Source organism: Streptomyces sp. ISL-94, assembly GCF_018614075.1.
In the GTDB taxonomy this organism is placed as follows: Bacteria; Actinomycetota; Actinomycetes; order Streptomycetales; family Streptomycetaceae; genus Streptomyces.
Window position 1 is genome coordinate 58,018 of sequence record NZ_JAGGOZ010000062.1, and the last position, 17,601, is coordinate 75,618.

General features: G+C 71.1%; 18 protein-coding genes. 8 read left to right on the forward strand and 10 right to left on the reverse strand.

Going from position 1 to position 17,601, the window contains the following annotated elements; all coding sequences use genetic code 11:
* Positions 1–28: 28 nt before the first annotated feature.
* On the forward strand, positions 29–1,186 hold the full coding sequence (locus J7E94_RS19640; protein ID WP_215017156.1) for a cystathionine gamma-synthase: 1,158 nt from the start codon (positions 29–31) through the stop codon (positions 1,184–1,186).
* 80 nt (positions 1,187–1,266) lie between these two features.
* Here the strand turns inward: J7E94_RS19640 and J7E94_RS19645 are convergent, their stop codons facing one another.
* Genes J7E94_RS19645 through J7E94_RS19655 form a run of 3 tightly spaced genes read right to left on the reverse strand, consistent with a single transcriptional unit; the run spans position 1,267 to position 2,531 of the window.
* Entirely contained in the window at positions 1,267–1,521 is a 255-nt protein-coding gene (locus J7E94_RS19645; RefSeq protein ID WP_215017158.1) for a hypothetical protein, read from the reverse strand.
* On the reverse strand, positions 1,518–1,952 hold the full coding sequence (locus tag J7E94_RS19650) for a sigma factor-like helix-turn-helix DNA-binding protein (protein ID WP_215017160.1): 435 nt from the start codon (positions 1,950–1,952) through the stop codon (positions 1,518–1,520). Before J7E94_RS19650 ends, J7E94_RS19645 begins: the two co-directional genes overlap by 4 nt.
* Positions 1,953–2,009: 57 nt before the next feature.
* Positions 2,010–2,531 (reverse strand): MarR family winged helix-turn-helix transcriptional regulator, encoded by a 522-nt coding sequence (locus tag J7E94_RS19655; protein WP_215017162.1) that lies wholly within the window; start codon positions 2,529–2,531, stop codon positions 2,010–2,012.
* A 194-nt stretch (positions 2,532–2,725) separates the two neighbouring features.
* Here J7E94_RS19655 and ilvA point away from each other — a divergent pair, with 194 nt between their 5' ends.
* The 3 genes from ilvA (at position 2,726) to J7E94_RS19670 (ending at position 6,076) form a co-directional block, all read left to right on the forward strand.
* A complete protein-coding gene (gene ilvA / locus J7E94_RS19660) occupies positions 2,726–3,958 on the forward strand; it encodes a threonine ammonia-lyase (protein WP_215017164.1) in 1,233 nt (410 codons plus the stop codon).
* Between the two features lie 226 nt (positions 3,959–4,184).
* Positions 4,185–5,213: an ATP-binding cassette domain-containing protein gene (locus tag J7E94_RS19665; RefSeq protein ID WP_215017166.1), complete on the forward strand. Its 1,029-nt coding sequence runs from the start codon at positions 4,185–4,187 to the stop codon at positions 5,211–5,213.
* Positions 5,210–6,076 carry an ABC transporter permease gene (locus J7E94_RS19670; RefSeq protein ID WP_215017168.1) on the forward strand — a complete coding sequence of 289 codons (867 nt, stop codon included), beginning with the start codon at positions 5,210–5,212 and terminating at the stop codon, positions 6,074–6,076. Before J7E94_RS19665 ends, J7E94_RS19670 begins: the two co-directional genes overlap by 4 nt.
* Positions 6,077–6,196: 120 nt before the next feature.
* Here J7E94_RS19670 and greA read toward each other — a convergent pair whose 3' ends face one another.
* Positions 6,197–6,694, reverse strand: coding sequence for a transcription elongation factor GreA (gene greA / locus J7E94_RS19675; RefSeq protein ID WP_215017170.1), 498 nt, complete (start codon positions 6,692–6,694; stop codon positions 6,197–6,199).
* Between the two features lie 225 nt (positions 6,695–6,919).
* Positions 6,920–7,333: a DUF4307 domain-containing protein gene (locus J7E94_RS19680; protein WP_215017172.1), complete on the reverse strand. Its 414-nt coding sequence runs from the start codon at positions 7,331–7,333 to the stop codon at positions 6,920–6,922.
* A gap of 119 nt (positions 7,334–7,452) precedes the next feature.
* Between J7E94_RS19680 and mca the strand changes: the two genes are divergently transcribed.
* Entirely contained in the window at positions 7,453–8,334 is an 882-nt protein-coding gene (gene mca, locus J7E94_RS19685; protein ID WP_215017175.1) for a mycothiol conjugate amidase Mca, read from the forward strand.
* 2 nt (positions 8,335–8,336) lie between these two features.
* A complete protein-coding gene (locus J7E94_RS19690) occupies positions 8,337–8,561 on the forward strand; it encodes a hypothetical protein (RefSeq protein ID WP_215017177.1) in 225 nt (74 codons plus the stop codon).
* 119 nt (positions 8,562–8,680) lie between these two features.
* Here J7E94_RS19690 and J7E94_RS19695 read toward each other — a convergent pair whose 3' ends face one another.
* Complete coding sequence (locus tag J7E94_RS19695; RefSeq protein WP_215017179.1) at positions 8,681–11,956, reverse strand: tetratricopeptide repeat protein; 3,276 nt, start codon at positions 11,954–11,956, stop codon at positions 8,681–8,683.
* Between the two features lie 144 nt (positions 11,957–12,100).
* Here J7E94_RS19695 and J7E94_RS19700 point away from each other — a divergent pair, with 144 nt between their 5' ends.
* Positions 12,101–12,745, forward strand: coding sequence for a hypothetical protein (locus J7E94_RS19700; RefSeq protein WP_215017181.1), 645 nt, complete (start codon positions 12,101–12,103; stop codon positions 12,743–12,745).
* Positions 12,742–13,485, forward strand: a complete 744-nt coding sequence (locus tag J7E94_RS19705; protein WP_215017183.1) for a DUF4344 domain-containing metallopeptidase — start codon at positions 12,742–12,744, stop codon at positions 13,483–13,485. Before J7E94_RS19700 ends, J7E94_RS19705 begins: the two co-directional genes overlap by 4 nt.
* A gap of 89 nt (positions 13,486–13,574) precedes the next feature.
* Here J7E94_RS19705 and J7E94_RS19710 read toward each other — a convergent pair whose 3' ends face one another.
* From J7E94_RS19710 to J7E94_RS19725, 4 genes are all read right to left on the reverse strand, one after another.
* Positions 13,575–14,663 carry a cytochrome P450 gene (locus tag J7E94_RS19710; RefSeq protein ID WP_215017185.1) on the reverse strand — a complete coding sequence of 363 codons (1,089 nt, stop codon included), beginning with the start codon at positions 14,661–14,663 and terminating at the stop codon, positions 13,575–13,577.
* 139 nt (positions 14,664–14,802) lie between these two features.
* Entirely contained in the window at positions 14,803–15,732 is a 930-nt protein-coding gene (locus J7E94_RS19715; RefSeq protein WP_215017187.1) for a hypothetical protein, read from the reverse strand.
* Between the two features lie 74 nt (positions 15,733–15,806).
* Positions 15,807–16,949 (reverse strand): FAD-binding oxidoreductase, encoded by a 1,143-nt coding sequence (locus J7E94_RS19720; protein ID WP_215017188.1) that lies wholly within the window; start codon positions 16,947–16,949, stop codon positions 15,807–15,809.
* A gap of 65 nt (positions 16,950–17,014) precedes the next feature.
* On the reverse strand, positions 17,015–17,269 hold the full coding sequence (locus tag J7E94_RS19725; protein ID WP_215017189.1) for a 3-deoxy-7-phosphoheptulonate synthase: 255 nt from the start codon (positions 17,267–17,269) through the stop codon (positions 17,015–17,017).
* Positions 17,270–17,601 lie beyond the last annotated feature (332 nt).

Genomic DNA, 17,601 nt, shown 5'->3' on the forward strand with positions numbered 1-17,601 from the left:
CAGGCCAGGCGGGGCATAGGCTCTGCCCATGAGCGACGACAGCCACGAGCACCAGAGCTTCGAGACCCGCGCGATCCACGCGGGCAACACGGCGGACCCGCTGACCGGCGCGGTCGTACCCCCGATCTACCAGGTATCCACGTACAAGCAGGACGGCGTCGGCGGCCTGCGCGGCGGCTACGAGTACAGCCGCAGTGCCAACCCGACCCGTACCGCGCTGGAGGAGAACCTCGCGGCGCTGGAGGGCGGCCGGCGCGGCCTCGCCTTCGCGTCCGGTCTCGCCGCCGAGGACTGCCTGCTGCGTACGCTGCTCTCCCCGGGCGACCACGTGGTCATCCCGAACGACGCGTACGGCGGCACCTTCCGCCTCTTCGCGAAGGTCGTCTCCCGCTGGGGCGTGGAGTGGTCGGTGGCCGACACGTCGGACGCGGATTCCGTACGGGCCGCACTCACCCCGAAGACCAAGGTCATCTGGGTCGAGACCCCGTCCAACCCGCTGCTCGGCATCACCGACATCGCCGTCGTCGCCGACATCGCGCGCACGGCCGGTGCGAAGCTGGTCGTGGACAACACCTTCGCGTCGCCGTACCTCCAGCAGCCGCTCGCGCTGGGTGCGGACGTGGTCGTGCACTCGCTGACGAAGTACATGGGCGGGCACTCGGACGTGGTGGGCGGCGCGCTCGTCACCGCGGACGCGGCGCTCGGCGAGGAGCTGGCCTACCACCAGAACGCGATGGGCGCGGTGGCCGGGCCGTTCGACTCGTGGATCGTGCTGCGGGGCATCAAGACGCTGGCGGTACGGATGGACCGGCACGCGGAGAACGCGGCGAAGGTCGCCGAGCTGCTGACCCGGCACCCGAAGGTGCACAAGGTCCTCTACCCGGGGCTGGCCGAGCACCCGGGGCACGAGATCGCGGCGAAGCAGATGCGGAACTTCGGCGGGATGATCTCCTTCCAGGTCGTGGGCGGTGAGGAGGCGGCGGTCGAGGTCTGCAACCGCGCGAAGCTGTTCACGCTGGGGGAGTCCCTCGGCGGGGTCGAGTCCCTGATCGAGCACCCGGGCCGTATGACGCACGCGTCGGTGGCGGGCTCGGCACTGGAGGTCCCGGCGGACCTGGTTCGCCTGTCGGTGGGCATCGAAAACGCCGATGACCTCCTGGCGGACCTCACCCAGGCCTTGGGTTAGCCCCCGCCCCCCGCCGGGCTCCGCCCGGGCCCGGCGGGGCCCGAGCCCCGGCAGCGGCGCCGCACACAGGACTTCGGCGGTTACCAGCCCTCCAGTGGGGGTGAGATGCCGCTCGGCGGGGTGGTCCAGGGGTGGGTCAGGGAGGCCCAGACCGTGAAGGCGGCCGCCGCCGCGAAGAGGACGGCCCAGCCGAACCGGCGGAGCACCCGGCGGCGGCGCAGGAGGCGGTCGCCGCGGGCCGCGGCGCCCGCGGCCAGGCCGGCCGGGACCGCCGGGTAGGGTCCCTCCAGCAGCCGCCTGACCTGCGCTTCCTTCCGGTCCGGGAAGCTGCTCACGCCGCCTCCCGGGAGGACCGCAGCACGGCCACGGCCCGATTGCACAGCACCCGTACCCGCTCGGCCGGCAGCCCCAGCTGCGCCGCCGTGACCTCCTCCGCGACCCCCTCGTAGATCCGCAGGACGAGGACGAGGCGTTCCTGCGGGCTCAGCCGGCCCAGCACCCCGGTGCCCCCGTGATGGCGCCACCCGGTGCGCGCGAACGCGGTGCACAGCTCCTGGCGGGTGAAGTCGTACGGGTCGTCCCCGCGCAGGCGCCGCCAGTTGGCGTACGTACGGGCGAGCGCGCCCGCCAGCAGCCGGCGCGCGGGCTCCGGTTCGCCGGTCAGCAGGACCGCGACATACAGGAGCCGCCCCGCCGCACCCGCGACGAAGGCCTCGAACTCCGCATAGCGGGCCGCCTGTTGGCCCCCGGGGTCGACCTCCCGCATAGCCCACATAGTGCGGGCAGCGGGAGTACCCAGGTCAAGGGGTCGGACGGGCCCGGCTCAGGACGCCGGACCGGCGTCCGCGACGGCTGCCATCAGCTCCGACAGCGACAGGTTGAAGCGGGTCAGCAGCGCGGTGAAGGACTCGCGCTCCTCCGCGCTCCAGCCCGCCGTCACGCGCGCCATCAGCTCGCGCCGCGAAGAGCGGACCTCCTCCAGCCGTGCCAGCCCCCGCGGGGACAGTGCGAGCACCACGGCCCGCCCGTCCTCCGGGTGGGAGGTCCGCTTGACCAGGCCGCTGTCGACCAGCGGCGCGACCTGCCGGGTCACGGTGGAGGAGTCGATGCCCATGCCGCAGGCGAGCGCCTTGACGCCCATCGGGCCCTCCAGGTCGAGCCGGTTCAGGAGCAGGTACGCGGCGCGGTCCATCGAGTTGCGGGCCTGGCCCACACCGCCCAGGCGGGTCTGCTCGGCACGGCGGGCGAAAACCGCCACCTGGTGCTGGAGCGCGTCGAGGAGACCGCCTCCGGCGGGCGCTTCGGCCGCCGAGGGCAGGTCGGAATTGGCCTGGGTGGAAGGCATGGCCGTGGGCTCTCTTCGCGTGGGTCCGACAAGGATGGGGGACAGAGTACGCGGCCGTGCGGCGGCTCGTACGCCTCGTACAAGAACTGATACGGCCCGTTCGTGAGGCCGCTCCGCCACCGTCCCGGATGGCGAGATTTCGACCCTTTCCGCGGCCCCCAGCCGGGCCGCGCGCGGGCTGCGAGACTGGCGGCATGAACTACCGCGTGCCCGAGCCCGTCCCGCAGGTCATCCTCGACGACATCCGGGGAGCCCAGAAGATGCTGTCCGGCGTCTCCCGGGTCACCGCGATGGAGGGCAGTCGGCACCTCTCCTCGCTCACCGGCTCCCCGGTCCACCTCAAGTGCGAGAACCTCCAGCGCACCGGCTCCTTCAAGCTGCGCGGCGCCTACGTGCGCATCGCCGGCCTGCGCCCCGAGCAGCGCGCCGCCGGCGTCGTGGCGGCCAGCGCGGGCAACCACGCGCAGGGCGTGGCCCTGGCCTCCTCCCTCCTCGGGGTCCGCTCCACGGTGTTCATGCCCGTCGGAGCGCCGCTGCCGAAGGTGGCCGCGACCCAGGAGTACGGCGCCGAGGTGCGCATGCACGGGCACGTCGTCGACGAGACCCTCGCCGCCGCCCAGGACTACGCGGAGCGCACCGGGGCGGTGTTCATCCACCCCTTCGACCACCGCGACATCATCGCGGGCCAGGGCACGGTGGGCCTGGAGATCCTGGAGCAGTGCCCCGAGGTCCGCACGATCCTCGTCGGCATCGGCGGCGGCGGTCTCGCCGCCGGAGTCGCGGTCGCCGTGAAGGCGCTGCGTCCGGACGTCAAGGTCATCGGCGTCCAGGCGGCGGGCGCGGCCGCCTACCCGCCCTCGCTGCTCGTCGGGCACCCGGTGTCGATCGACAACCCGATGACGATGGCGGACGGCATCAAGGTGGGCCGTCCCGGGGACATCCCCTTCCGGATCATCGGCGAACTCCTCGACGACGTGCGCACGGTCTCCGAGGACGCGCTCTCCAGCGCCCTGCTGCTCTGCCTGGAGCGGGCCAAGATGGTGGTCGAGCCGGCCGGGTGCAGCACGGTCGCCGCCCTGCTGAGCGAGCCCGAACTGTACGGCGGCGGCCCGGTGGTGGCCGTCCTGTCCGGCGGGAACATCGATCCGCTGCTGCTCCAGCGGATCCTGCGCCACGGCATGGCGGCGGCGGGCCGGTACCTCTCGCTGCGGCTGCGCGTGGCCGACCGGCCGGGAGCCCTCGCCGGGCTCCTGGGGGTGTTGTCAGTGGTGGATGCGAACGTGTTGGACGTGAGCCACGTACGGACCGACCCGCGGCTCGGGCTCACCGAGGTGGAGGTGGAGCTGCACCTGGAGACGAAGGGCCCGGAGCACTGCAAGGAGGTCGCGCGGTCGCTGCACAACGCGGGGTACAGGGTGATGAGCTAGCCGGAAGTCCGAGGCCGCCGGTCCGAGGCCGCCGGTCCGAGGCCGTCGGTTTAAGGGCTGGAGAAAGCCAGGCATCGCATTCCCGTGGCGGTACGCGATATAACGCGATAGCGTGCCCTCCGGGCGGCGGGGAAGCGGCGGCGTGTCCCCCGTTCGGCCGGGCGACGTGTGCCCGGCGCCCATACGATTTGCGTAGGAAACACCAGAAAACACTGGGAGAATCCATATGCCAGGCGCGATCTACGCCGAAGGTCTGGTCAAGACCTTCGGCGATGTACGGGCCCTGGACGGCGTGGACCTCGATGTCCCCGAAGGCACCGTCCTGGGCCTGCTCGGCCCCAACGGCGCGGGCAAGACCACGACCGTGCGCGTCCTGACCACCCTCCTCCGGCCCGACAGCGGCAAGGCCGTCGTCGCCGGCATCGACGTCCTCAAGCACCCCAACGAGGTCCGGCGCGCGATAGGCCTGTCCGGCCAGTTCGCCGCCGTCGACGAGTACCTGACCGGCCGCGAGAACCTTCAGATGGTCGGCCGGCTCTACCAGATGAAGGCCAAGGCGGCCAAGGCCCGGGCCGCCGAACTCCTGGACCGCTTCAACCTCTCCGATGCCGCCGACCGCACCGCCAAGACCTACTCCGGCGGTATGCGCAGGCGCCTGGACCTCGCGGCCGCCCTCGTCGTCAGCCCGCCCGTGATGTTCATGGACGAGCCCACCACCGGACTCGACCCCCGCAACCGCCAGCAGCTGTGGGGGATCATCCAGGAACTGGTCGCCGGCGGCACCACCCTCCTCCTCACCACCCAGTACCTGGAGGAGGCCGACCACCTCGCGCACGACATCTGCGTCGTCGACCACGGCAAGGTCATCGCCCGCGGCACCTCCGACCAGCTCAAGGCCCGCACGGGCGGCGAGCGCGTGGAGGTCGTCGTCCACGAGCGGGAGCACATACCCACCGCGCGCGAGGTGCTCGCAGGTTTCGGCAAGGGCGAGACCACCTACGAGGAGCACACCCGCAAGCTCACCGTGCCCGTGTCGGGCGGCGCCAAGCTGCTCGCCGAGGTCATCCGCGAACTGGACGGCCGGGGCATAGAGATCGACGACATCGGGCTGCGCCGGCCCACCCTCGACGACGTGTTCATCTCCCTGACCGGCCACGCGGCCGAGCTGGCGGCAGAGGAGAACGGCGACGGCGCGAGCCCCGCCGACGCCGACCCCAGGGGCCGCAAGGCGGCGCGGAAGGAGAAGGCGAAGTGACCCCCACGACCACCCCCTCCGCGACCCAGGGACTGGCCGCACCCCGCCCGCGCGGCGGCATCGTCCAGGGCGCCGGCGACTCCCTCGTGATCGCCAAGCGGAATCTGATCCGCATGTCGCGGATCCCCGAGATGATCATCTTCGGCGTGATCCAGCCGGTGATGTTCGTCGTCCTTTTCAGCTACGTCTTCGGCGGCTCGATCAGCGTCGGCGGCAACACCTCGCCCGCCGCCTACCGCGAGTTCCTGATGGCCGGCATCTTCGCCCAGACCGTCACCTTCGCCACCGCCGGAGCGGGCGCGGGCATCGCGGACGACATGCACAAGGGCCTGATCGACCGCTTCCGCTCGCTGCCCATGGCCCGCGGCGCGGTCCTGACCGGCCGCACCCTGGCCGACCTCGTGCAGACCACCCTGACCCTCGTCGTCCTGGCCGTGGTCGCCCTGCTGGTCGGCTGGCGTACCCACACGAGCATCGGCGAGGTGCTCGCCGGCTTCGCGCTGCTGCTCCTGCTCGGTTACGCGTTCTCCTGGATCGGCGCCCTGATCGGCCTGTCGGTCTGCACCCCGGAGGCGGCCACCTCGGGCGGGCTGATCTGGCTGTTCCCGCTGACCTTCATCTCGAACGCCTTCGTCCCCTCCGACAACATGCCGGCCTTCCTGCGGCACATCGCGGAGTGGAACCCCTTCAGCGCCACCGTCCAGGCGGCCCGGGAGCTCTTCGGCAACCTGCCGCCCGGGTACGAGGCTCCGGCGGCCTGGCCGATGCAGCACCCGGTGTGGGCGTCCGTGCTCTGGTCGCTGCTGATCATCGCGGTCTTCCGGACCCTCTCGGTCCGCAAGTACCGCTCGGCGACCGCGTAGGTCCGTCCGCACAGCCCGTAAGCCCGTAAGCCCGTAAGCCCGTACGTACGACGATGCCCGGCCGGAGAAGGCGCCCGGCCGGGCATCGTCGTACGTGAGAAAAACGGTGATCAGGGGTGATCAGCCGGTGAAGGGCTTGACGTCGAGGATCTTGACCGAGGCCTTCTTGCCGTTCGGCAGCTCGTACTCGGCGTCCTCGCCGATCGCCTTGTCCATCACACCGGTGCCCAGCGGGGACTGGGGGGAGTACGTCTCGAAGTCCGAGGAGGCGTACTCACGGGAGGCCAGCAGGAACTCCATCGTGTCGCTCTCGTCGCCGTCGAAGGCGATCTTGACAAGAGTGCCGGGGGCCACCACGCCGTCGGACGCGGGCGCGGTGCCGACCTTGGCGTTCTCCAGCAGCTGGGTGAGCTGGCGCACGCGCAGCTCCTGCTTGCCCTGCTCCTCCTTGGCCGCGTGGTAACCGCCGTTCTCACGCAGGTCGCCCTCCTCGCGGGCGGCTGCGATCTTCGTGGCGATCTCCGTGCGGGCGGGACCAGAGAGGTAGTCCAGCTCCGCCTTCAGCTGGTCGTACGCCGCCTGGGTCAGCCAGGTGACGCTTTCGCTCGTCTGGGTCACGGGTGCTCCTCGTCGGTACAGGGGACTACAGGCCGCCAGCGGCGGGCGAAACCACGAGCCTAACAATTCGGCAGGAAAAGGGGGAGGACGTCATGTCTATGAAGTGTGTCATCAGGGGTGACGCGGATGCGCCCCCAGTGACTCTCCGCGCTCGGAAACGGTCACCCCGAGGCGCGTGCCCACGGGCGGGCCGGCAACGCAGGGGCGGGCTCCCTGCCGCTGCCCTCAGCGGGCGTCGGCCGCCGGCTGGCAGCCGACCAGCTCGATCATCGTGGCCCGGCTGGTCGTCCTCAGGGAGACCACCTCGTCCACCCGGCCCTCGCGCTGCGCGAAGGTGTAGTCGGCGCGGCCCACCTCGCCGTGCTCCTTGTCCTGCGAGCTCAGCGTGCACACCCCGGTGACCGAGGACTCCTTGCGGACCTCCAGGTGCACCTTCACCTCGGTGTCCGAGACCACCTGGAACTTGATCACCTCGGCGCTGACGCGCTGCCCGGCGACGTAGTCCCAGCCGATCCAGCCGACCACACCCAGCAGCACGGCGCCGAGCCCAGCCCCGACGATCTTGAGCTTCCGGTCCGCACGCTCGTCCGCCGACCGGCCATAACGGCCCTCGGGCAGGCCCTCGCGTACCGCGCTCATCGATCGTTCCTTCCGAGAGGGCGGGGCCGGATCCCTGCGGACCCGCCCCGGAATTTTCCAACCCCCGATTCGGTCAATATAGAGGTCGACCGTCACGCCGAATCGCAGAGGATCCCGTCTTGACCGAGCAGCTCCGACTGATGGCCGTCCACGCCCACCCCGACGACGAGTCGAGCAAGGGTGCGGCCACCATGGCCAAGTACGTGTCCGAGGGGGTGCCCGTGCTGGTCGTGACCTGCACCGGCGGCGAGCGCGGCTCTGTCCTGAACCCCAAGCTCCAGGGCGACAAGTACATCGAGGAGAACATCCACGAGGTCCGCGCCAAGGAGATGGACGAGGCCCGCGAGATCCTCGGCATCGAGCAGGAGTGGCTGGGATACGTCGACTCCGGCCTGCCGGAGGGCGACCCGCTGCCCCCGCTCCCCGAGGGCTGCTTCGCCCTCGCGGACGTCGACGAGGCCGCCGGCGAGCTGGTGAAGAAGATCCGCGCCTTCAAGCCGCAGGTCATCACCACCTACGACGAGAACGGCGGCTACCCGCACCCCGACCACATCATGACCCACAAGATCTCGATAGTGGCCTTCGACGGCGCGGCCGACACCGAGAAGTACCCGGAGGCCGAATTCGGCCCGGCGTACCAGCCGCAGAAGCTCTACTACAACCAGGGCTTCAACAAGCCGCGCACCATCGCCCTGCACGAGGCGCTGCTGGAGCGCGGCATGGAGTCCCCCTACGGGGAGTGGCTGGAGCGGTGGAAGGAGTTCGAGCGCAAGGAGCGGACCCTGACCACGCACGTGCCGTGCTCGGACTTCTTCGAGATCCGTGACAAGGCGCTCATTGCGCACGCCACGCAGATCGACCCGGACGGCGGCTGGTTCCGCGTCCCGATGGAGATCCAGAAGAAGGTCTGGCCCACGGAGGAGTACGAGCTCGCGAAGTCGCTCGTCGACACCTCCCTCCCCGAGTCCGACCTCTTCGCGGGCATCCGGGAGAATGCGTAGCTATGAGCGCTACGCAGGCAGCAATCGCCCAGCTCCTCCCGCTGGCCGGAGACACCTTCGACAAGAACAAGGTGACCCCCGGAATCCTGGGCTTCATCGTCTTCGCCGCCCTCGCCCTCGGGGTGTGGGCCCTGATGAAGTCCATGAGCCGCCACATGGGCCGGGTCGACTTCGAGGAGGCCCCGGAGCCGGGCGCCGCCGCCCCCTCGCCGGAGCGGGCCCCGTAATACCGCCGCAGTGACCGCCGTCCCTCCCGCAGACGGGTTGGACGGCGGCTCCGGCGCGGGCACGACCACCGGGTGGGGAGCAGGCCTGGACCCCGTGAGGTCCCGGCAGCCCCGCAGGGTCACGGCATCGGCACGCCCATGATCTCCCGCGAGTGCAGGTTCGGGACCAGCCCCAGCCGCCACGCCTGCCAGCCCTCCGCCGGATCCACGCCCCGGCCCAGGATCACCCCGTACGTTTCCAGGCAGTCCTCCAGCCGGCCGTCCCGCGCCGGATGCGGCGCCTGCGCCAGCCGGGCCAGCTCCGCCCGCGCCTCCTCGGCGGCGGACGGCACTGCGAAGTCGGCGTACGGCAGCATCGTGCACCGCAGGAAGCGCGCCCAGTCCTCCCCGCGCCGGTCCCCGTACGAGATGAACAGCCGCACCGCCTCCTCGCACAGGCCCAGCGCCTGCGAGAGCCGGCCGTTGCCCGCGTCCACCACCGCCAGCTCCAGGCACGTCCACGCCTCGCCGTGCGCCAGCCCGATCCGCCGGAAGTCCGCCCGCGCGTCCACCAGCAGCTGGCGGGCGAAACCGGAGTTCTTCAGATTCCCCGTCTGCGCCGCCCGCTGGTCGCGCGTCACCCGGCCCGAATGGTGCCGGGCGTGCGCCAGCCCGTACACGTCCCGCATCCGCGAGAACATCGTCCGGGCCCGCTCCAGCTCCCGTACCGCCTGGTCGCGCTCGCCGCCCTCCTCCAGCGCCTGCCCCAGGTAGTACAGGGTCCACGCCTCGCCGCGCGCGTCCTCCGCCTCCCGGTGCCGGGCCAGCGCCTCCCGCAGCCGCTCCAACGCCGGCGCCGGATCCCCGTCCACCACCCGGGCCCGGCCCAGCTGCGTCAGCGCCCATGCCTCGCCGCGGTCGTCGCGCGTACGCCCGTACAGGTCCAGGGCCAGGCGCAGTTCGGCCTCCGCCCGCGGCACGTCGCCGGCCCGCAGGAACACCTGGCCCAGCTGGAAGTGCGCCCACGCCTCGCCGTGCACGCTCTCGCTCTCCCGGTGCAGGGCGAGGGACTGCTCCAGCAGTCGCATCGCCTCCGCCAGGTGCGCCAGGTCGCGCTCCACGGCCGCCAGCGCGTGCAGGCCCCACGCCCGGTCGCCCGCCAGCTCCGCCGGCTCCTGGAGCACCAGCGCCTCGCGGATGCGGGCCGCCGCCTCCGGGAGGCTCCCCTGGTGGTGCAGGGTGATCCCGAGCGAGACCAGGGCCATCGCCGCCCCCGCCTCCTGGTGCGCCTCCATGTACCCGTCCACCACCGAGGTCAGCGTGGTGCGGGCCTTGTCCAGCTCGCCCAGCTGGCGCGCGGCGATACCCGTACGCCACTGCACCGACCGCACGAGCCGCCCCTGCTCGCCCTGCCGGCCCGCCGCCACGGCCCGGGTCAGCTCGTCGATCTCACCGAGCCGGTACAGGTCGCCGCGCAGCAGGCAGAAGTCGCAGAGCGCCCCCAGCAGGTCGAGGACCACCTGCTGGTCGACCCCGTCCGAATGCCGCAGCGCCGCCGTGATGAAGCTCGACTCGTCGTCCAGCCAGCGCAGGGCCGCGTCGAGCGAGGTGAAACCGTGGCCGCCGACGGATCCTTTGAGAAGCGTGTTCGCCCGCGTCGACATCTTCCCGTCGACCATCCGGATCACCGCGTCCGCGAGCTGCGCGTAGTTGCGGATCAGCCGCTCCTGGGCCGCCACGGCCTCCGCCTGGTCCTCCTCCGCCGCCAGCCGGGCCGCGGCGTACGCGCGCACCGCGTCGTGCATGCGGAACCGCTGCCCGCGCACCCGTTCGATCAGCCCGGCCTCCCACAGCTCCTCCAGCGCCCGCAGCGCCGCCTGCTCCGGTACGTCGGCCAGCGCGGCCGCGGCCGCGCCGCCGAGGGAGGCCCGCCCGGCCAGGGGCAGCCGCCGCAACAGCCGGCGGGCGGGCGCGGGCAGGCGGGCGTCGGCGGCCTGCAGGGCGCGCTCCACCGGGTGGCCGTCCGCGGAGGCGGCGGGGGCCCGGCCTTCGCGGGCCGGCGGGGCCAGCATCCGCAGCGCGAGCGGGAGGCCGCCGCTCAGCTCGACGGCGGCCGACACGGCGGCCGACACGGCGGCGGCGACGGCCTCATGCGTGTCCGTACCGGTATCCACGGCGACGCCGGGACCGGCATCCGACTCCGCAGCGGCGGCCACCCGGACCAGTTCCGTCGCCTCCGCCTCCGACAGGCGCTCCACCGGCAGCTGGTACACCCACGCCGCCAGATCGGCCGGCAGCTCCAGGGGCTCCCGCGCCGTCACCAGCACCAGGCTCTCGGACCGCTCCGGCACCAGCATCCGCACCTGCGCCGCCTCCACCGCGTCATCCAGGACCACCGTCACCGGCAGCCCCTGGAGGTGCTGGTGGTACAGCTCGGCGAGCCGCCGCACCTGCTGCTCCGCCGAGGACCCCTCGCGGAACAGCAACTGCTCGCGGGGCGCGCCGAGCCGGTTCAGCAGGTGCAGCAGCGCCTCCCGCGTCGACAGCGGCGCACCGCCCGGGTCCCCGCCCCGCAGGTCCACCACGCACGCGCCCCGGAACTGGTCCCGCAGCCCGTGTGCCGTCCGCAGCGCCAGCGCCGTACGGCCCACGCCCGGCTCCCCGTGCAGGACCACCACCACCGGGCGGGTCTCCGTGCTGGCCCGGGCCGCCTGCACCCACTGCGCGATCCGGGTCAGCTCCGCCTTCCGGCCCACGAACGGCCCGGCGGGGTCCGGGAGTTGCCCGAAGGACTGCTCCAGCACGCTGCGCCGCCGGGCCTCCGCGCTGCGGTCCGTCCCGCGCAGCGGCGGCGCGGTCCGGGCCGCGGCCCTCGGCGCCCGCGCCGCCGCGGCCACCGCGCGCTGCTGCTCCAGGAAGGGCCGTATGCCGCGCACCTCCAGCGCCGACAGCCACTGCAGCTTCAACTGCTCGGGCCCGCCCGGCCGGCCCAGCTCCCCGGCCCGCCGGTTCGCGGCCGGCAGGTGCAGCGCCGTCACCTTCGCCACCGTCGCCACCGCCCCCGCGACGCCCGCCGCTGCCCCCGCGGCCAGTGCCGTGCCGGCCGCCACGCCGAGCGCCAGATCCGCGCCGACGGCCGCCGCCGCCGCAACCGCCGTGACGAGCAGGGCCGTTGATGGATTCCCGCGGCGGAAGGCCTCGCCGAGGGACTGCTCACCGGCCGCCGCCTCGTCCAGGGCCCGTACGTACGCCTCGTACTCCGGCGCCGCACTCGCGGCGAGCGAATCCAGCGCCTCCCTCGCCCGTGCCAGCAGCACCGCCTTGTCGGCCGGCGCCCCCGCCGCCGCCCGCCGGACCTCCTCGTCCACGGCCCGCTCCAACAGCCGCTCGGCCTCACTGCGATGGCTGTCCCGCATCGGCATCCCCTCGGAGAGCTCCGGCAACGTGCCCCAAGTGTCCGTCGGGACGCGCGTGAGCGCGAGAGAATCTGAGCTAGTTCAGAGGGAGTTGGAGCTCCTATGATCATTGGGCGTGAACAACGAGCATGAACGGGGACCCCGGTGACGGTACGAGAGATACGCGCGGCAGCCCGCCTCATCGGCCGCCGCAACGCGCTGCGCTACCTGGCCGTCGGAGTCGGGGCATCGATGCTCGCCGCCTGCGCCTGCGCCGGCAAGGACCCGGACCCGGCTGCGGCGCCGGGCCCGGAAGCACAGGGCACCGGCGTGCCTGCCCCCACCGGGCCCGCCCCCACCGCGCCCGCCCCCAGCCCCACCGTGGCCGGTCGAGCCTTCGACGCCTTCATCAAGGGCAGCTGGACCATCGAATCGACCACCCCCGGCGGCGACACGGGGCGCGGCAAGGCCACGGTCAACGCGGACGGCGGCGGCAACGGCGGCTGGACCATCGAATGGGACGGCGACGGAGGCACCTGGCACGGCAGCTTCCTGTTGCGCGGCGGCCACCTGGTCCTGGACGTCTACGAAGCTCCCAAGGGCGTGCAGCGCCTGACCGGCGGCGAGGCCCTCACCGTCCCCGCGACGGTCGGCGAGAGCGTCTCCCTCACCCTGCCGTGGAAGCCCCCGGGCCACTCCGACACGAACGACGGCCAGAAGCTGTCCGTCGAGTACGCGAAGAACACCCTCCGCATCCGCCACATCGAAGCCGGCGGCAGCACCACCACCCACGTCTGCACCCGGGCATGACCGCCGGCCGCCGAAGGGCGGCGTGCGCGGCGGCGCTCCTGCTGCTCGCGACCGGATGCGCGGAGCAGCCGCCCGACCAGGGCTTCACCCTCCGCTACGAGAAGCCGGCGGCGGCCGACCGGGACCACCAGCGCTTCCTGAAGGACCGGGCGCTCGCCGAGTCCGTCCTCTCCGACCTCAACGCGTACGTCCGCCTGCCGCACCGGGTCATGGTCGTCGCCCGCTCCTGCGAAGGCGAAGGCACCGGCTACGACCCCCAGGAGGACCGCATCGAGCTCTGCTACGACGACCTGACCGAGGAACGCGAGCTCATCGAGCGGTCGGGCTCCGGCCGGCCGGACGAAGACCTCGCCGACATCGTGCGGGAGACGCTCCACCACGAGGCGGGCCACGCCCTCGCGGACGCCCTGCACCTCACCCGCGACGACCGCGCCGAGGAGGACGCCGCCGACCGCTTCGCCCAGCTGATGCTGCTGGGCGGCCGCCCGGAGGGGGAGCAGACCCTCCTCGCCGCGGCCCGCTCCTACGACGTCGAGGCCGCGGCCGACCCCGCCCCCGACCCCGCGGACGAACACGCCCCGCCCGCCACCCGCGCCGAATCCCACCGCTGCGCCGTCTACGGCGCCGCCCCCGCCCGCCACCCGGACCTCGCCACCCCTGCCCGGGCCGACTGCTCCGCCGCCTGGATGCGCACGCGCGACACATGGATCCGCGACCTGGCCCCACTCCTTCGGCGCTGATCCGATCTGCCAAGGTGCGCAGGCCGCTTGCGGTGGCCTTCCGTACCGGCGCAAGCGGCCTGCTCGGCCCGGAGAATCCGGGCCGTGTGTCAGGGGACGGGCACCTTCGACGGTGTCAGGACTACGTCGAGGGAGACGATGTAGTCCTTCATCTGGTCCAGGGTTTGCATGGGGTTCTCCGGGTCGGAGCGCATATCGGAGAAGGTGGCGACGATGCGTTCCAGCACGACGCGCCCCAGTACACGTACCAGGGGCAGGCCGAGGCAGATGTACATGCCTTGCCCGAAGGTCATGTGGGGGTTGGGCGAGCGCCTGATGTCGAATCGGTCGGCCTGGGGGAAGTAGTTCTCGTCGAAGTTGGCCGACGAGTCCCAGACCACCACGTACTGGTCCGCCTTGATTTCGTGGCCGCCCAGTACGGTGTCGTGCCGGGCCGTGCGCCAGAGGTTGAACCACGAGAAGTCGAAGCGCAGGATCTCCTCGATGGCCCCTGGGATCAGTGAGGGGTCGCGCCGCAGGGTCTGGAAGAACTCCGGGTCTCGGCAGAAGCGGTCGAAGGCGTAGCCCAGCATGAGCGCCAGGGGGGCGTTGCCGGCGGTCGCCAGGTCAAGGCACATGTGGACGATCTTTTCCTCGGCCAGTCGTCCGTCCTTGCGCCGCTCCGCGAGCAGCTCGCTCATGAGGTCGTCGCTCGGGTTGCGCTTGCGTTCGTTGAGCTGGTCCTTGAACAGGTCGACCACGTCGGCGTGGTCCGGGGAGCGTACCCCGATGAGCTGGCCGAACATCTGGTCGGACCATTCCCGGAAACGGTCGGCGCCGGGGATGCGGAGGCCGAACATGTGGGCAACGGCACGCTCCATGATCGGATAGCAGAGCTCGCCGAGCATCTCCATTTTTCCGGAGGTGCGGGCGGGCTCCAGGAGCGAGTCGACCATGGCCGTGAATTCCGGCGCCAGTTTTTCGATGCTGCCGGGTTGGAACGAGCGTGCCACGAACCCTCGCAGATAGCGGTGGTCCGGTATGTCCGCTCGGCCGAAGGAGAACGGCAGGCCCATGTGGGTCTTGTTGGTCACCGAGAAGTCGGTGGGGTTCTTGAGTACGTGTTGCACGTCGTCGTACCGGAAGACTTCCCACAGGTTGTATTCCGGGCGGAAGCGTAATGGCTCATTCTTCTGCATGTGCTGGAACCAGGCGATCCGCGATTCAATGGAGTCGCTCAGTTCGGGGAACAGTAGGTCCCTGGTCGGTTTGCTTGGTGAACTCGTCATTCCTTAACCCTTTCTGACTGGCCGCATGTCCCGCCCCACCTGGCCGTGGTCAGAGGCGTTCCACCGTGAGCCAGATGAGTTCCTTCGAGCGAAATGTGCTTTCCCATACGGCCTTTCCGACCTCGGCGAGCCTGTCGGTGTGGCTGTCGATCACCTTGCCGAGGACGGGGCTGCTGAGCGTCTCCGAGGTCGGCCCGTACTGGACGATGACCTTGTTGCCCGTCGCCTGGCTGAACCTGAGCCGGCCGACCGGCGCGTCGCAGATGCGCTCGCGCACCGGCGTCGGCGCCACGCTCACCAAGGGCGCCCAGGCATACATGGATTCACCGCTGACGACCGCGTGGTCCTGCAGGACCGTGAACGGCAGGGACTTGAGGACGTCCATGCAGAGCTGCTGATTGAGATCACAGTAAAGCTCGGCATCGACTTCCACCCCCAAGGGCTGCCAGGTGAGCCTGACCGGAATCCGCTGGAGCGGATCCTCGACGGAGAGCGGCGCGGGGGTGTACTCCGGCAGCACCGCGGGACCGTTCGCGGGGTAGCGGTAGTGCTCGCCCAGGTCCCACGGGAAGTAATGGTGCGACCAGGCCGTGAGCCGGTTCGCGTATTCGGTGAACGTGGCCAGCCTGTCCACGAGCTCGCCCCGGTTGTCCGCGGGCTGCCCGACCTGATCTGCGTACTCCGCCAGGGTCGGGAATCCGTTGTAGCCGAGGAAGGTGCTGTAGATGGGGTCCAGCGTGCGGAAGACCGTCAGCACGTTCTCGACGGAGAGGCTCTCGTCCGTCGCCATCCTCGTCAACTGGTAGAGATTCATCGAGTAGTCGCGAACGATGCTGTTCGAGAAATCCCAGGCGGTGAAGTACTGGCCGTACGACCCGGGCAGCTCGGGAAGGGTTCCCGTGCGTATCTCATGGATCTCTGGGGGCTCTTTGGATATGAAGCTCGCGATCAGCTCCCGGAGCTCCGGAAATGCAGACATTGTTTCCCTCTCGCTCGATTTGCGGCGCTGCCGTGAATTGGTGTTCCAGAACCTTTTTGGTGGTTCCGGAATGTTTACGATGCCGTCCTCAAGCGGTCAGGAGAGCATCGGGACCACAGCGGGTGAATCTCCCCGGTGGCAATGTGGGTGGTCAGGGTCCGCCCGAGGAACGGGGCGAGGGTGATACCGCTGTTGGCGAAAACCTCGTAGTAGCCGGAAACGGCGGACAGCGCGCCGACGCTCGGAAAACCATCCGCCGGGAACACGGCGGTACCGATGCGCACCCGGTCGACGGTGGCCGACTCGAGCGCCGGAATCGTGCGGTACGCGCGCTCCAGCAGGTCCTTGACGAGCTCGTCGCCGGGATCGGACCGCATTCCGGCCGGGAGGCGGGCGTCGACCTGTTCGGACCGCACGCGCACGCGCCCCGGCCCCGCCGACCTGGCGTGGGCCTGTGCGCCGCGCAGGATGTGCCGCACCGGATCGCCGTCGGTGAGCAGGTCGATCACGAGGCTGCTGCGGGTCGCGACGCCCTCGAGCGGGGCGGTTCCGAGCATCGCGGCCACCGTGGGCGCCTCTGGCCCGGCGGCATTGACGACGGCGTCGACCTCGATACGGTCGCCGGCTTCGAGGCGGAGGGCCCGCACTTCTCCGTCGTGGACCTCGATGCCGTCGACCGCGCCGTTCCACAGGGTCAGGCGCCCGGTGTCCTTGGCCGCCGCGAGCATCTCGGAGACCAGTTTCGGCCCGTCGATCCAGCCCTCGTCCGGGAACAGCACGGCCGGTGTCCGGGCGTTCGGGAACGCGATGCCCGGCTCCCATTCGCGGTTCACCCGGGCGGCGTCACACCAGACCGTCCGATAGCCCCAGGCGCTGAGGCGGTGGGCCACGTCCGCGAACGACGGGCCGCCGGCGTCGCCGCCGTCCTCTTCGTCGCCCCAGGCGAGGCTTCCGGTGGGATGCCACCAGGGGGCAGAGTCGAACTGCGCGGCAAACCGGAGGTGTTCGATCATTCCGGTGTGACTCAGTTCGAACCTCGCGTACGTCGGCTGCTGAAAGGCACTCAGTCGCGCGAAGCTGACATCGGTGGTCAGGCCGCCGGGCTGCGCGGGTTCCACGCAGTGCACCCGCATTCCGCGTTGGGCAAGACTGAAAGCCATGCAGGCTCCTATGACGCCGGCCCCCACGACCCCTACGGTTTTCACTGTCTCCTCCATGTTTCGGGCAGGCTTGGTCGCGCCGACGCACCCGGTTCGCACCGGGCGCGCTGCCGGTCACGCGGTCACAGCAGTTCGGCGATGTCGAAGGTCAGGTCGAGAGACTGGCTCGCGCAGTCACCGCCCTGCAGCACGAACGCCTCACCGTTGGCCGCCGCGGCGAGCCGCGACCACAGACCGTCGCATGCGCTGGGGCTGACCGGGCCGGGCGCGGCGGACAGCCGGGCCATCACGTCCTCCAGAGCGGCACGGTCCGGCCACTCCGGCTGGTGCGTCTCGGGCGCGTCGCGCCAAGAGACGAGCAGGTCGGAATTCGTCATGAACGCAGACCAACACGATCTCCGTCCGGGGCGCAATGAATTCCTCAAGTGGTCCGGTCGATGGAGCGGTCAATGGTCTGGCCAACGATCACCGGGACGATGGCATAGTTCCCGAGCCACAACGCTGGTGATCCGAGGTATTCAGCCCTTGTTTACTTTTGCGGCTGACAATAGAGATGCGCCATCTCCGTGATGACCGAATTACTGAGCGTTACCGTGACCGCGATTTCCGTGGAGACACCCGCGAACGCACTTGCCCTTGCCCGCGGAACTCCTGTGCACGGCACGGTCGACCGACGACGGACACCCGATGGCGACGGCCTCACGATGCC